The 14,085-nt window shown below is 67.9% G+C and carries 12 protein-coding genes; 7 read left to right on the forward strand and 5 right to left on the reverse strand.

Annotated features, from left to right (window positions below; translation table 11 throughout):
• The first annotated feature begins 40 nt into the window (after nucleotides 1–40).
• Nucleotides 41–805, forward strand: a complete 765-nt coding sequence (locus tag G6N61_RS27935; RefSeq protein ID WP_163924113.1) for a hypothetical protein — start codon at nucleotides 41–43, stop codon at nucleotides 803–805.
• On the opposite strand, the gene G6N61_RS27940 is transcribed toward G6N61_RS27935, so the two are convergent.
• Nucleotides 793–1,092 carry a hypothetical protein gene (locus G6N61_RS27940; protein WP_163924114.1) on the reverse strand — a complete coding sequence of 100 codons (300 nt, stop codon included), beginning with the start codon at nucleotides 1,090–1,092 and terminating at the stop codon, nucleotides 793–795. The genes G6N61_RS27935 and G6N61_RS27940 overlap by 13 nt on opposite strands.
• Before the next feature lie 59 nt (nucleotides 1,093–1,151).
• Entirely contained in the window at nucleotides 1,152–2,786 is a 1,635-nt protein-coding gene (locus G6N61_RS27945) for an adenylate/guanylate cyclase domain-containing protein (RefSeq protein ID WP_163924115.1), read from the reverse strand.
• A gap of 47 nt (nucleotides 2,787–2,833) precedes the next feature.
• Here G6N61_RS27945 and nucS point away from each other — a divergent pair, with 47 nt between their 5' ends.
• The gene (gene nucS / locus G6N61_RS27950) at nucleotides 2,834–3,502 is read left to right on the forward strand and encodes an endonuclease NucS (RefSeq protein ID WP_163924116.1); all 669 of its coding nucleotides are present in this window, start codon (nucleotides 2,834–2,836) and stop codon (nucleotides 3,500–3,502) included.
• An 18-nt stretch (nucleotides 3,503–3,520) separates the two neighbouring features.
• A complete protein-coding gene (locus tag G6N61_RS27955) occupies nucleotides 3,521–3,817 on the forward strand; it encodes an Rv1322 family protein (protein ID WP_163924117.1) in 297 nt (98 codons plus the stop codon).
• 19 nt (nucleotides 3,818–3,836) lie between these two features.
• Here G6N61_RS27955 and mce read toward each other — a convergent pair whose 3' ends face one another.
• On the reverse strand, nucleotides 3,837–4,313 hold the full coding sequence (gene mce / locus G6N61_RS27960) for a methylmalonyl-CoA epimerase (RefSeq protein ID WP_163924118.1): 477 nt from the start codon (nucleotides 4,311–4,313) through the stop codon (nucleotides 3,837–3,839).
• A gap of 98 nt (nucleotides 4,314–4,411) precedes the next feature.
• On the opposite strand from mce, the gene G6N61_RS27965 reads away from it, so the two are divergent.
• The 3 genes from G6N61_RS27965 to G6N61_RS27975 all read left to right on the forward strand — a co-directional run bounded on the left by G6N61_RS27965 (nucleotide 4,412) and on the right by G6N61_RS27975 (nucleotide 6,968).
• Nucleotides 4,412–5,593: an acetyl-CoA C-acetyltransferase gene (locus G6N61_RS27965; RefSeq protein WP_163924119.1), complete on the forward strand. Its 1,182-nt coding sequence runs from the start codon at nucleotides 4,412–4,414 to the stop codon at nucleotides 5,591–5,593.
• Nucleotides 5,594–5,668: 75 nt separating this feature from the next.
• Nucleotides 5,669–6,049, forward strand: coding sequence for a DUF3817 domain-containing protein (locus G6N61_RS27970; RefSeq protein ID WP_163924120.1), 381 nt, complete (start codon nucleotides 5,669–5,671; stop codon nucleotides 6,047–6,049).
• Nucleotides 6,050–6,074: 25 nt separating this feature from the next.
• Entirely contained in the window at nucleotides 6,075–6,968 is an 894-nt protein-coding gene (locus tag G6N61_RS27975; protein WP_163924121.1) for a tetratricopeptide repeat protein, read from the forward strand.
• A gap of 9 nt (nucleotides 6,969–6,977) precedes the next feature.
• Here G6N61_RS27975 and glgB read toward each other — a convergent pair whose 3' ends face one another.
• Nucleotides 6,978–9,203, reverse strand: coding sequence for a 1,4-alpha-glucan branching protein GlgB (gene glgB, locus G6N61_RS27980; RefSeq protein ID WP_163924122.1), 2,226 nt, complete (start codon nucleotides 9,201–9,203; stop codon nucleotides 6,978–6,980).
• A gap of 5 nt (nucleotides 9,204–9,208) precedes the next feature.
• Nucleotides 9,209–11,299: an alpha-1,4-glucan--maltose-1-phosphate maltosyltransferase gene (locus tag G6N61_RS27985; RefSeq protein ID WP_163924123.1), complete on the reverse strand. Its 2,091-nt coding sequence runs from the start codon at nucleotides 11,297–11,299 to the stop codon at nucleotides 9,209–9,211.
• A gap of 169 nt (nucleotides 11,300–11,468) precedes the next feature.
• Here G6N61_RS27985 and glgP point away from each other — a divergent pair, with 169 nt between their 5' ends.
• Nucleotides 11,469–14,081: an alpha-glucan family phosphorylase gene (glgP, locus tag G6N61_RS27990; protein ID WP_163924124.1), complete on the forward strand. Its 2,613-nt coding sequence runs from the start codon at nucleotides 11,469–11,471 to the stop codon at nucleotides 14,079–14,081.
• Nucleotides 14,082–14,085 lie beyond the last annotated feature (4 nt).

Below are 14,085 nucleotides of genomic sequence, written 5' to 3' on the forward strand. Positions count from 1 at the left end.
CAATTAGACGGCCCAGGGACCCGCACGCAAGGATGGGGTCATGAGCCTGCTCGATAAACCGGTCATCAGCGACTCCGACGTGGAGTGCGTCCTCTACCGCGCCGTCGGCATCATCAACCCACTGCTCGACCTGCTGGCTCAAGCCGACCCGCTGGGCCTGCGCGAGCGCACCGGCGATCTGAGCGCCGAGGGCGTCGTCGGTCACACGCTCGACATCGCGGCGTGGGTACTGAACGTCGCCGACGTCCCGGGGACCACGTCGTGGGAGGGCATGGACGTCGACGAGCGGATCGACTGGTGGGTGCAGCGGGTCGGGGCGCTGAACACGGTGGCGGTGGCGTTCCCGGGCTTCTTCGGCGTGATCGCCGACCGCCTGCCGCTGCAGGACTTCCTCGGCTTCGCGAGCCAGGCCATCGTGTTGTGCGCGGTGGCGCGCGAACTCGGCGTCACCGACCGCCGCATGCACGTGCGTCTGCTCGGCGTCGTCATGTGCGACCGGGACTTCGCGGGCCCGCCTTCGGTCGGTGACGACGTGACGGCCGCCGACGCGGTCACCGTGGAGTGGTCAGTGCCTGGCGTGGGCAAGGCGCTGTGGCAGCTCGTCGGGCTGATGCGTGCCATCGGCGACGAATTGGTCAAGCGCCCCAAGCCCCGTGGCATCTACCACTACCTCGGAATGCTGCCTGCGGCCGGCGCCGTCGCGGACTACTTCGGCGAATACGGTGCACTCAAGCGCGCCGCGAAGGAAGCCCGAACGTGGCTCGGAACCAACGCGCAGGTGGAGACGAGGCGTCAGCCCCGCTGAATGGGGCACGCCACGTCGACCGAGACCGGGGTCGTCGCAGTCGGATCCGGCGTCGGGGTGTCGGCATCGTGAATCTCGGTCACCACGCAGGTAGTGAGTAGCGCGGTGTCGCCGCTGGGCACGCCGTTGATCGTCACCGCATAACCCTCTTCCCGGAGCTGGTCGATGACCGCCGCCGCGGATTCGCCGTCGATGTCGGGATCCGCAGTGGCGCAAGGGGCCAAGCCGATGGCTCCGGCCATGGCCGCGACGGCCAGAGCCACTCCCAATCTTGGTGCGAACGACATGCGAGGCCCTCTCCGGGTGCTCAATGCACCTGGGCGGTGCCTGTGAGATCGCCCCGAGGCTAGCTTTTCGCGAGTTCTCCGCTCGAATGACGAACCGGCGTGGCGAGTCTCGTTGCCTCATCGTGACCGCGCAGTGTCACGGTCTTGCCCAACGTCCAACGCGCTCTTTCGTCGTCGCCTGCCGCTGCGACGGTCTCGGCCGACGCGACCAGATGCCCGTCGACGTCCTTGGAGAGTTCGCACAAGCGGGCCGCCTCGTTCACCGGCCCGCCGATCACCGTGTACTCGAACCGCTCCTTCGCCCCGACGTTGCCCGCGACCACCTGGCCGGAGGCCACCCCGATGCCTGCGTCGCATTCGGGAACCTCGGCGCAGATGCGTTCGGCCATCGCGCGCGCCGCCGAGAGCGCCTGGTCCTCGGCGTCGTCGAGTGCCACCGGGGCACCGAAGACGGCCAGCACCGCGTCGCCCTCGAACTTGTTGACCAGACCGTGGTGGCGGTCGACCTCGTCGACGATCACGGCGAAGAACCGGTTGAGCAGCTCGACGACCTCGACGGCGGGCCGGCTGGTGACCAACTGCGTCGACCCGATGATGTCGACGAAGATCACGGCGGCATGCCGTTCCTCGCCACCGAGTTTCGGCCGTTGCTTCTCCGCGAGCAACGCCACATCGCGACCCACGTGCCTGCCGAACAGATCGCGTACCCGCTCGCGCTCGCGCAGGCCGTGCACCATCCTGTTGAAACCTCGCTGCAGTTCTCCGAGTTCGGTGCCGTCGAAGACCACCAGGTTGGTGTCGAGGTCACCGCGCTCCACCCGGTCGAGCGCGTTGCGCACCGATCGCACGGGTGTGGCGGTGAGCCAGGACAGGATCCACATCAAGAGGAATCCGAACGCCAGCGCGAACACGGCAAGGATCATGACCGCGACGGTGAACTGCGTCGGTGACACGTTCTGCAGCGTCAGCGTGATGATGGCGGCCAACAGGATTCCGAGCACCGGCACACCCGATCCCACCGCCCACACGGTCAGCGTGCGGCCCATGATGCCGGGGGCGAAGCGGCGCGGCGGCGACCCCACTTCGAGTGCTTGCGCGGCGACGGGCCGCAGCGCGAACTCGGTGAACAGGTAACAGCTGGCGGATACCACGATCCCGGGAAAGCTGATGCCCAGCAACACCTTGGGGATGTAGTCGGTGTCCTGCAGTCCGTACAGCAGGGTCAGCACGATCGTGCCACCACCCCACAGCACCAGCAGCACGCGCGTCAGCCGCCAGGGTGCGAAGAACGTGTTGCGCTGATCCTGTTCGGTCGGTACCCGTTCCTCGATGGACCACCGGACGTTCTTGATGACGCGGTTGGTGGCCCAGAAGATGCCGACGATCAGTGCCGAGCCGACGTAGGCGGGCGCCACCGCGGCGGTAATCCACAGGACGTGCGAGTCGAAGACGCTGGGCACCGGGAAGGTGACGGTGACGACCAGCAGTGCGACGCAGATGCCGACGAGGTTCGCGATCACGACGAACGTCGTCAGGATCAACTGGATGCGGATGCGTCGACGCTGCGGACTCTCCGACACGCGGCCGAGGATCCAGGTCCCGTATTCCGAGGACGCCGGACCGTAGCTGCTCTGGCTGGTGAGCCGTGCGAGGAGCCGGCCCAGCCGCTGCGCGGTGCTCTTCTCGTGCCTCATGGTGGCGTCAGCCTAGTGACCGCGGAGCGGCAATCTATGGTGGTTCGGTGCGGCTCGTCATTGCTCAATGCACCGTCGACTACGTCGGACGGCTCACCGCCCACCTTCCCTCGGCGCGGCGGCTGCTGCTGTTCAAGGCCGACGGGTCGGTCAGCGTGCACGCCGACGACCGCGCGTACAAGCCGCTGAACTGGATGAGCCCGCCGTGCTGGGTCACCGAGGAGAGCGGCGACCCGCTGGTGTGGGTCGTGGAGAACAAGGCGGGCGAACAGCTGCGCATCACGGTCGAGGACGTCGAACACGACTCGTCGCACGAACTGGGCGTGGACCCGGGCCTGGTGAAGGACGGCGTCGAGGCGCACCTGCAGGAGCTGCTCGCCGAGCACGTAGAGCTGCTCGGCGTCGGCTACACGCTGGTGCGGCGCGAGTACATGACGGCGATCGGACCGGTGGACCTGATGTGTCGTGACGAGCTGGGCCGGTCGGTGGCCGTCGAGATCAAGCGGCGCGGCGAGATCGACGGCGTCGAGCAGCTCACCCGCTACCTCGACCTGCTCAACCGCGACACCCTGCTGGCGCCGGTGAGTGGCGTGTTCGCCGCCCAGCAGATCAAGCCGCAGGCCCGGACCCTGGCCGCTGATCGCGGGATTCGTTGCGTGACATTGGATTACGATGAGATGCGCGGGCTCGACAGTAGCGAGTTCCGGCTGTTCTGAGGGCTTACACTCGAGGGCATGCCCAGGCGTCGCCCTCCTCCGCGGCGCAGGCCGCCGTTGCCGCCCGCCGTGAGCCAGCGGCGCGTCGAGGTAGGGCCGGACGGATACGACTACGAGGTACGGCCGGTCGCGGGGAGCAGGGCGACGAAGACCTACCGGTGCCCGGGCTGCGACCACGAGATCAGAGCGGGCGTCGCGCACGTCGTCGTGTGGCCCGCAGACGCGGGGGAGTCGGCGGTCGACGACCGCAGGCACTGGCACACACCGTGCTGGGCCAACAGGATGACGCGCAACCCGACGCGAAAGTGGTCCTGAGGACTGGTGGGTCCGAAGGTCAGTGAACCTCGGCCGCTGCCGGCTCGACGAGTTCGACCAGCACGCCGCCCGCATCCTTGGGGTGGATGAAGTTGATGCGCGAGTTCAAGGTACCCCGGCGCGGCGCGTCGTAGAGCAACCGGATGCCCTGCTCGCGCAGCCGCTCGGTGAGCGCGTCGATGTCGCTGACGCGGTAGGCGAACTGCTGCAGGCCGGGGCCGCGCTTGTCGATGAACTTCGCGATGGTCGACGTCTCGTCGAGTGCCGCCATCAGCTGGACCTGGGAGCTGCCCTTGGGGGCGCCGCGCACTGCGAGCATCGCCTCCCGAATGCCCTGGTCCTCGTTGACCTCCTCGTGCAGGACGATCATGCCGAGGTGGTCGTGGTACCACTTGATCGCGGCGTCGAGGTCGGGGACCGCAATGCCGACGTGATCGATCGCCGTCACCAGCGCGCTCGCCAATGCTGGTCGGGCGTCTACGTGTTCGGTGGTCATGTCGTAACGGTAACCTTTACGGGAATGTTTGCGGAATGTGTGATAGGCCACACAGTTCCCATTCGAGTGTCTAGTCAAACGTCTCGTGGAGGTACTCAATGACGACATCGGTGATCGTTGCCGGAGCCCGTACTCCGGTCGGCAAGCTCATGGGATCGCTCAAGGACTTCTCCGGAAGTGATCTGGGTGCCGTCGCCATCAAGGGGGCGCTGCAGCGCGCGGGTGTGCCCGCGTCGGCCGTCGAGTACGTGATCATGGGTCAGGTGCTGACCGCCGGTGCAGGTCAGATGCCCGCCCGCCAGGCGGCCGTCGCCGCGGGCATCGGCTGGGACGTCCCGTCGCTGACCATCAACAAGATGTGCCTGTCGGGCATCGACGCGATCGCGCTGGCCGATCAGCTGATCCGCGCCGGTGAGTTCGACGTCGTCGTCGCCGGTGGCCAGGAGTCGATGAGCAAGGCCCCGCACCTGCTGATGGACAGCCGCTCGGGCTACAAGTACGGCGACGTGACGGTTCTCGACCACATGGCCTACGACGGCCTGCACGACGTGTTCACCGATCAGCCGATGGGCGCGCTCACCGAGCAGCGCAACGACGTCGACCAGTTCACCCGCGCCGAGCAGGACGAGTTCGCCGCGCGCTCGCACCGGCTGGCTGCAGCCGCGTGGAAGGACGGCGTGTTCGCCGACGAGGTCGTGCCGGTCTCGATCCCGCAGCGCAAGGGCGATCCGATCGAGTTCACCGAGGACGAGGGCATCCGCGCCAACACGACCGCCGAGTCGCTGGCGGGCCTGAAGCCGGCGTTCCGCAAGGACGGCACCATCACAGCGGGCTCGGCGTCGCAGATCTCCGACGGTGCCTGCGCCGTAGTCGTGATGAACAAGGCCAAGGCCGAGGAACTCGGGCTCGAGTGGCTCGTCGAGATCGGTGCACACGGCGTGGTCGCCGGTCCGGACTCCACGCTTCAGAGCCAGCCCGCCAACGCGATCAAGAAGGCGATCGCCAGGGAGGGCATCTCCGTCGACCAGCTCGACGTCATCGAGATCAACGAGGCGTTCGCCGCCGTGGGGCTGGCCTCGGCCCGCGAACTCGGCATCGACCCGGACCAGGCCAACACGAGCGGTGGGGCCATCGCCATCGGCCACCCGATCGGGATGTCCGGTGCCCGGATCACGCTGCACGCCGCGCTCGAACTGGCCCAGAAGGGCTCGGGTTACGCGGTGGCTGCACTGTGTGGCGCGGGCGGCCAGGGCGACGCGCTGATCCTGCGCAGGCCCTGACTCCGACGGGTCGCAAGACCCGGCCCGGCGAACGACAACGACGCCGTGTAGTAGCTGGCGTCGTCGTCGGGCACAATGGCGGCCATGGCAAACCAAGCCGGTGTTCGGCGCAGAACAGGCAAAGCCGCGAGCTGGTTCCGACTGATCGCGTTCGCGGAGGCGCTCAGCTGGGCGGGCCTGCTGATCGGGATGTACTTCAAGTATCTCGGGTCACCGCGTACCGAGATCGGCGTCAAGATCTTCGGTCCGATCCACGGTGGGGTGTTCGTCGCGTTCGTCGTGGCGGCCGTACTGGTCGGAATCGCGCACCGCTGGGGCGTGTGGACGTGGATCCTCGCATTGCTGGGCAGCATCGTCCCGCTGGGTAGTGTGATCTTCGTCATGTGGGCCGACCGCACGGGCAGGATGAGCCCCGTCGCGGGCACGAAGACCACGTCGGTCCCTCAATCGACCTGACGGGCGACGTGCCAGACTTGTACGCGTGACACGTCCACGACCTCCCATGGGGCCCGCACTGGCGGGCGCGATCGATCTCTCGGCGCTCAAGCAGCCACCCCCGTCGGCCGCCGCTCCGGCATCCGGGTCCGCGCCGGCGAGCGCCATCGAGGTGACCGAGGCGAACTTCGAAGCCGACGTCATCGCCAAGTCGAACCAGGTCCCCGTCGTCGTCCTGCTGTGGACGCCGCGTAGCCCGTCGAGTGTGCAACTCGGCGACGTGCTCGCCGCATTGGCCGCCGACGACGGCGGCAGGTGGTGGCTGGCAACGGTCAACGTCGACGTCGTCCCGCAGGTCGCCCAGGCGTTCGGCGTCCAAGGGGTGCCCACGGTCGTGGCAGTGGCTGCGGGACAACCACTGTCGAGCTTCCAAGGCTCGCAACCGCCCGAGCAGTTGAGGCGGTGGGTCGATTCGCTACTCGAGGCGACGGCGGGCAAGCTCGCAGGCGGTGCCGGTGAGGACGAGGTCGTCGATCCCGAGGTCGAGCAGGCCCGCGCCCACCTCGACGCCGGTGACTTCGACGCGGCGCTCGCCGCCTATCAGGCCGTCCTCGATGCCAAGCCCAATCACGAGGAGGCCCGCGGCGCGGTCCGGCAGATCGCCTTCCTGCAGCGCGCGACGACTCAGCCGCAAGACGCCGTGGCCCGCGCGCAGGCAGCGCCCGACGACCTCGACGCCGCATTCGCGGCCGCCGACGTCGAAGTGCTGCAGCAGGATCCGGCCGCTGCGTTCAATCGGCTCATCGCCTTGGTGAAGCGCACCGCGGGCGACGACCGAACGAAGGTACGCACCCGACTCGTCGAGCTGTTCGAACTCTTCGACCCGGCCGATCCCGACGTCATCGCGGGCAGGCGCAACCTCGCCAACGCGCTGTACTGAGCGGCCGGACTACCCGGCCGCTTCCGGCGGCGCTGGCTCGAACCACAGTGCTGCCAGGGGCGGCAGGACCATGAGGGCGGACGCCGGCCTGCCGTGCCATGACTCGTCGGTGGCCTCGACGGCGCCGTAGTTGCCGATGCCCGAGCCGTTGTAGTCGGAGGCGTCGGTGTTGAGTACCTCGCGCCACGTGCCGGTATGCGGCAGGCCCAGCCGGTAGCGGGAGTGCTCGGCGCCCGAGAAGTTGAACACGCAGGCCATCACCGAGCCGTCGTCGCCGTAGCGCAGGAAGCTCAGCACGTTGTTCGCCGAGTCGTTGGCGTCGATCCACGAGTAGCCCTCGTGGCTGGTGTCGCGCGACCACAGCGCGCGGCGGTTCTGATAGACGCCGTTCATGTCGCGGACCATCCGCTGCACGCCGTTCGAGAAGCCGTTCTCGTCGAGCTGGTACCAGTCGACGCCGCGCTCCTCGGACCACTCCGCGCGCTGGCCGAATTCCTGGCCCATGAACAGTAGTTGCTTGCCCGGGTGGGCCCACTGGTAGGCGAGCAGCCCGCGCAGACCGGCGGCCTTCATGTGGTCGTCACCCGGCAGGCGGCCCCACAGGGTGCCCTTGCCGTGCACGACCTCGTCGTGGCTGATCGGCAGCACGAAGTTCTCGCTGAAGGCGTACACCATCGAGAAGGTGATCTCGCCGTGGTGGTACCCGCGGTAAATGGGGTCGCGGGAGATGAACTCCAGGGTGTCGTTCATCCAGCCCATGTTCCACTTCATCGAGAAGCCAAGGCCGCCAAGGTTGGTCGGTCGCGTCACGCCGGGCCACGACGTCGACTCCTCGGCGATCGTGACGATGCCGGGGGTCACCTTGTGGACGGTGGCGTTCATCTCCTGCAGGAACTGCACCGCCTCCAGGTTCTCCCGTCCGCCGTAGACGTTCGGCGTCCAGCCGCCTTCGGGCCGCGAGTAGTCGAGGTACAGCATCGAGGCGACGGCATCCACCCGCAGACCATCGACGTGGTACTCCTGCAGCCAGTACAGCGCGTTGGCCACCAGAAAGTTGCGCACCTCGGCCCGGCCGAAGTCGAATACGTAGGTGCCCCAATCGAGTTGCTCACCGCGACGTGGGTCGGAGTGTTCGTAGAGGGGAGTGCCGTCGAACCGGCCGAGCGCCCAGGCGTCCTTGGGGAAGTGGGCGGGCACCCAGTCGACGATCACGCCGATGCCTGCCTGGTGCAGGGTGTCGATGAGGTACCGCAGGTCGTCGGGACTGCCGAGCTTCGGCATCGGCGCGTAGTACGAGGTGACCTGGTAGCCCCACGACCCACCGAAGGGGTGCGCAGCGACGGGCAGCATCTCGACGTGCGTGAAGCCGTTCTCGACGACGTACTCGGTGAGTTCGGTGGCCAGCTCCCGGTAGGTGAGGCCAGGCCGCCACGACGGCAGGTGCACCTCGAGCGTGCTCATCGGCTCGAAGACGGGATTCTTCAGCGCGCGCTGCGCCATCCAGTCGTCGTCGCTCCAGGTGTAGTCGCTGACGTGGACGCGCGACGCGGTGCTCGGCGGGACCTCGGCGGCGAACGCCATCGGGTCGGCTCGGTCGCTCACCGAACCGTCGGCCCCGTGCACGCGGAACTTGTACAGTGCGTCGAGCGGGAAGTCCGGCCAGAACAGCTCCCACACACCCGAGGATCCCAGGCTGCGCATCGGGGCGTCGTTGCCGCTCCAGTGGTTGAACTCGCCAATCAGCGTGACGCCCTTGGCATTCGGCGCCCAGACGGCGAACGACACGCCGTTGACGTCACCGTCGGCGGTGCGGTAGGTGTGCGGGTGTGCGCCCAGCACCTCCCACAGACGTTCGTGGCGGCCCTCGGCGAACAGGTGCAGGTCGATGTCGCCCAGCGTCGGCAGGAAGCGATACGGGTCGGCCACGGTGTGCACCGGGCCGTGGTCGTCGCCCGAGGGGTAGCGGATCTCCAGGCGGTAGTCGATGAGACCGGTGATCGGCACTGCGACCGCGAACAGCGCGTCGTCGACGTGGCTGAACGGGTAGCGCTCACCGCCGATGAGTGCGGTGACCTCCACGGCGTTGGGACGCAGCACCCTGATCACGGTGTGGTCCTCGTACTCGTGGGCACCGAGCACCGAGTGCGGATCGTGGTGTTCGCCGGCGAGCAGCCGACCGAGGTCGGAGTCGTTGGGGCGTAGATGTTGGCTGGTGAACGGGTTGGTGCGGGTCATGTCTGTCATTCCCTCCGCAGCAGGTTGAGGCGCCGATCGGCGGGGATCGACGGCATGTTCAAAACGTGGGCCACGGCTCTGGCCGGATCGAGGCGGACGTAGTTCGCCTGCCCCCACTGGTATTCGTCACCCGTTATCTCGTCGCGCACCCAGAATCGGTCGTGGTCTGACATGCCCAGTGCGGCCATGTCGAGCCAGACCGTCGATTCCTCGGCGCCGAACGGGTTCAGCGTCACGACGACCAGGACGCAGTCCCCGGAGACCGGATCGAACTTGCTGTAGGCAAGCAGTGCGTCGTTGTCCACCGCATGGAACTTGATGGTGCGCAGCTGACTGAGCGCGGGGTGGAGCCGGCGGATCTCGTTGAGCCGGGTGAGGAAGGGCTCCAGCGATTCGCCTCGGGCCACTGCGCCGTCGAAGTCGCGCGGACGCAATTCGTACTTCTCAGAGTTCAGGTACTCCTCACTACCCTCGCGCACCGCTTGGTGCTCGAAGAGTTCGTAACCGCTGTACACGCCCCACGTCGAACTCATCGTGGCTGCCATCACCGCACGAATGGCGAACATGCCCGGCCCGCCGTACTGCAAACTCTCGTGCAGGATGTCCGGCGTGTTGGGCCACAGGCTCTGCCGCGCATAGTCGGCGTGCTCGGCGATCTGCTCGCCGAACTCGATGAGTTCCCACTTGGCGGTTCGCCACGTGAAGTACGTGTACGACTGCGTGTACCCAAGTTTCGCCAGACCGAACAGGCGGGCCGGCCTGGTAAACGCCTCGGCCAGGAACAGCACGTCGGGATCTTCGTTCTTGACCTCGCCGATCAGCCATGCCCAGAAGTTCGGCGGCTTGGTGTGCGGGTTGTCGACGCGGAACACCTTCACCCCGTGTGACACCCAGAACCGCACCACGCGCAGCACCTCGGCGTAGATGCCCGCCGGGTCGTTGTCGAAGTTGATCGGATAGATGTCCTGGTACTTCTTCGGCGGGTTCTCGGCGTAGGCGATGGTGCCGTCTGGCAGCACGGTGAACCACTCTGGGTGGTCCCCGGCCCACGGGTGATCCGGCGCGCACTGCAGCGCGAGGTCGAGCGCGATTTCCAGGCCCTGGTCGCGGGCAGCCGCCACGAACGCGTCGAAGTCCTCGATCGTGCCCAGGTCGGGGTGCACGGCGTCGTGGCCGCCCGCGGCGCTGCCGATCGCCCACGGCGACCCGACGTCGTCCGGGCCCGCGGTCACGCTGTTGTTGCGGCCCTTGCGGTGCACCTCGCCGATCGGGTGGATCGGTGGGAGGTACACGATGTCGAAGCCCATCCTCGCGACCCGCGGCAGCGCATTCACCGCGGTCTTGAAGGTGCCGTGCACCGGGTTGCCATCGGCGTCCCAGCCGCCCGTCGAACGGGGGAAGAACTCGTACCAGGCACTGAACCTGGCCAGCGGGCGGTCGACCCAGACGCCGTACTGCTCGTCGCGGGTCACGAGTTCCCGCAGCGGGTAGCGGTCCAGCAGGGAGGTGACCTCCTCGGCAAGCGCCAACCCGGCACGCGTGAGCGGGTCGCCCGGCTCGCGCAGGCGGGTTGCCGCGTCGATCAACGGGAAGCGGTCCTGGCGGGGGAGACCGGTGGCCGCCCGTTCGAGCAGCTTCGCGCCGATCAGTAGATCGTTGTCGAGTTCGGCCTCACCCTGGCCGGCGTCGAGCTTGGCGACGACCGCCTTGCGCCAGGTGGCGATGGGGTCGCCCCACCCGTCGACGCGGAAGGTCCACAGGCCCACGGCGTCGGGCACGAACTGGCCGTAGAAGACGTCGGGCTCCTCACCCGTGCGCATCGGCAGGTTCTGCGGCTTGACCCTGGGTGCCGGGTTGACCACGTCTTCGATGGGGACGGGTTCGGCCTCGGTGGGCCGGATGCCTGCCGGCGGCGTGGCCAGCTGAGGGTAGGACGTGCCGTGGTAGCGGACGACGAGCGTGGCCGCGACGACGTCGTGCCCCTCCCGCCACACCGTGGCCCGAACCGGCACCACCTCTCCGACCACGGCCTTCGCCGGATACCGTCCACCCGAAACCACGGGCGCGACGTCATCGATCCCGATACGACCGGCCACCACCGAACTCCTCACATTGGCGCGACGCGTAATGGTCGCGCGGTGTCATCTGTTTCGTTTCAGCCTCGTCGCGCTCTATACCCACCGTAGTGTCCGACTCAACCCCTCGCGCGTGACGAGTAGTTCAGCCCACAGTGGCGAACGACGATCAGCAGTAAGGTGAGATCGCGTGAAAGCACTTCGTCGGTTCACCGTCCGTGCCCACCTCCCGCAGCGTCTCGAGGCGCTCGAGCGACTGTCGGTCAACCTGCGCTGGTCGTGGGACAAACCCACCCAGGATCTGTTCGCGAGCATCGATCCCGAACTCTGGGGCCACGTCGAAGCGGACCCCGTGGCGCTGTTGGGAGCGGTCAGTCCCAAGCGGCTCGACGAACTCGCGGTCGACGACTCGTTCCTGAGCCGACTCGACCACCTGGCGGCCGATCTCGACGACTACCTGCAGCGGCCCATGTGGTATCAGGAGCGGATCGCCGCCGGTGAGGAGCTACCGACCGGAATCGCCTACTTCTCCATGGAATTCGGCGTCGCGGAGGTGCTGCCGAACTACTCCGGCGGGCTCGGAATCCTGGCCGGCGACCATCTGAAGTCCGCGTCGGACCTCGGCCTGCCGCTCATCGCGGTCGGCCTGTACTACCGCTCCGGCTACTTCCGGCAGTCGCTGACCGCCGACGGTTGGCAGCACGAGAACTACCCGTCGCTGGATCCCCAGGGGTTGCCGCTGCGACTGCTCACCGACGAGGACGGGGAGCCGGTCCTGGTACGACTGGCGATGCCCGACTCGGCGGAACTCAACGCACGCGTGTGGGTCGCCCAGGTCGGCCGGATCCCGTTGCTGCTGCTGGATTCCGACACTCCCGAGACCGACCACGAGCTGCGTGGCGTCACCGACCGGCTCTACGGCGGTGACCAGGAGCACCGGATCCAGCAGGAGATCCTGGCCGGCATCGGCGGCGTCCGGGCGATCCGCGCGTTCACGCGGGTGGAGAGTCTGCCCGAACCGCAGGTGTTCCACATGAACGAGGGTCACGCCGGCTTCCTGGGCATCGAGCGGATCCGTGAGCTCGTCACCGACGGCGGCCTGGACTTCGACACCGCACTGGCCGTAGTGCGCTCCTCGACGGTGTTCACCACCCACACCCCCGTGCCCGCGGGCATCGACCGGTTCCCGGTGGACCTCGTGGAGCAGTACTTCGGTGCGCCTTCCGACGAGCCGTCGGGCGCGGATTCCGAACTGCTGCCTGGTCTTCCGCTGGAACGCATCGTCGCTTTCGGCGCGGAGGACGACCCGTCGAAGTTCAACATGGCCTACATGGGGTTGCGGCTGGCGCAACGCGCCAACGGCGTATCGCTGCTGCACGGCCGGGTCAGCCGGGGCATGTTCAATGAGCTCTGGAACGGCTTCGACACCGAGGAGGTACCGATCGGGTCGATCACCAACGGCGTGCACGCCCCCACGTGGGCGGCCCCGCAGTGGGTGCAACTGGGCCGTGAGCTGATCGGCAGCGACGATCTCGGATCGTTGAGCGAGCCCGACACGTGGCAGCGGCTGCAGCAGGTCGATCCCGGCCACCTGTGGTGGATCCGCTGCGAGCTGCGCAAGCTGCTCATCGACGACGTCCGCGCGCGGTTGCGCAAGTCCTGCCTGGAGCGCGGTGCCTCCGATGCCGAACTCGGTTGGATCGCAAAGGCATTCGATCCCGACGTGCTGACCATCGGGTTCGCCCGCCGGGTGCCGACCTACAAGCGCCTGACGCTCATGCTGCGCGACCCCGACCGACTCGAGCAGCTGTTGCTCGACGAGAAGCGGCCCGTCCAGCTGATCGTGGCGGGCAAGTCGCACCCGGCCGACGACGGCGGCAAGGCGCTGATCCAGCAGGTGGTGCGCTTCGCCGACCGGCCCGACGTGCGGCACCGGATCGCGTTCCTGCCCGACTACGACATGTCGATGGCGCGGCTCCTGTACTGGGGTTGCGACGTGTGGCTCAACAACCCGTTGCGCCCCTTGGAGGCCTGCGGCACCTCGGGCATGAAGAGCGCGCTCAACGGCGGCCTCAACCTGTCCATCCGCGACGGCTGGTGGGACGAGTGGTACGACGGCGAGAACGGTTGGGAGATCCCGACGGCCGACGGCCTGGCCGACGAGACGCGCCGCGACGACCTCGAGGCGGCCGCCCTGTACGACCTGATCGCCAACTCGGTCACCACCAAGTTCTACGACCGCGACGCCCAGGGCGTCCCCACCCGCTGGGTGGAGATGGTGCGGCACACGTTGCAGTCGCTCGGGCCCAAGGTGTTGGCGTCTCGCATGGTGCGGGACTACACCGAGCAGTACTACGCACCGGCGGCCCGGTCACTGCACCGGACGATCGAGGCGGTCGACGGCGTGCCGTTCGGCGCGGCCCGCGACCTAGCGGCGTACCGCCGCCGTGCCGAGGAGGCATGGCCGAGGATTCAGATCACCGACGTCGACAGCTACGGCCTGCCCGACACCCCGCTGCTCGGTTCGGAGTTGACGCTGACCGCGACGGTGGACCTCGCAGGCCTCGCACCCGACGAGGTGGTGGTCGAAGCGGTGATCGGCCGCGTGGACACCACCGACGCGCTGCTCGAGCCCACCACCGTCCAGATGGCGCACACCGGGTCCGGCGACGGAGGCAGCGAGACCTTCTCGACGACGACGCCGCTGCCCGTGGCAGGGCCGGTCGGCTACACGGTGCGGGTGCTGCCACACCACCCGCTGCTGGCGGCCGCCGACGAGCTGGGGCTCGTCACGCTCGCGTGAACAG

The organism is Mycolicibacterium arabiense (assembly GCF_010731815.2).
In the GTDB taxonomy this organism is placed as follows: Bacteria; Actinomycetota; Actinomycetes; order Mycobacteriales; family Mycobacteriaceae; genus Mycobacterium; species Mycobacterium arabiense.

Excerpts from the sequence above, each read along its gene's own strand:
- G6N61_RS27970 (WP_163924120.1), top strand. The coding sequence starts at position 5,669 with ATGGCGGCCATGGCAAACCAAGCCGGTGTTCGGCGCAGAACAGGCAAA.
- G6N61_RS27935 (WP_163924113.1), top strand. The coding sequence starts at position 41 with ATGAGCCTGCTCGATAAACCGGTCATCAGCGACTCCGACGTGGAGTGC.
- G6N61_RS27965 (WP_163924119.1), top strand. The coding sequence starts at position 4,412 with ATGACGACATCGGTGATCGTTGCCGGAGCCCGTACTCCGGTCGGCAAG.
- glgB (WP_163924122.1), bottom strand. The coding sequence starts at position 9,203 with ATGACCCGCACCAACCCGTTCACCAGCCAACATCTACGCCCCAACGAC.
- G6N61_RS27940 (WP_163924114.1), bottom strand. The coding sequence starts at position 1,092 with ATGTCGTTCGCACCAAGATTGGGAGTGGCTCTGGCCGTCGCGGCCATG.
- mce (WP_163924118.1), bottom strand. The coding sequence starts at position 4,313 with ATGACCACCGAACACGTAGACGCCCGACCAGCATTGGCGAGCGCGCTG.
- G6N61_RS27955 (WP_163924117.1), top strand. The coding sequence starts at position 3,521 with ATGCCCAGGCGTCGCCCTCCTCCGCGGCGCAGGCCGCCGTTGCCGCCC.
- G6N61_RS27945 (WP_163924115.1), bottom strand. The coding sequence starts at position 2,786 with ATGAGGCACGAGAAGAGCACCGCGCAGCGGCTGGGCCGGCTCCTCGCA.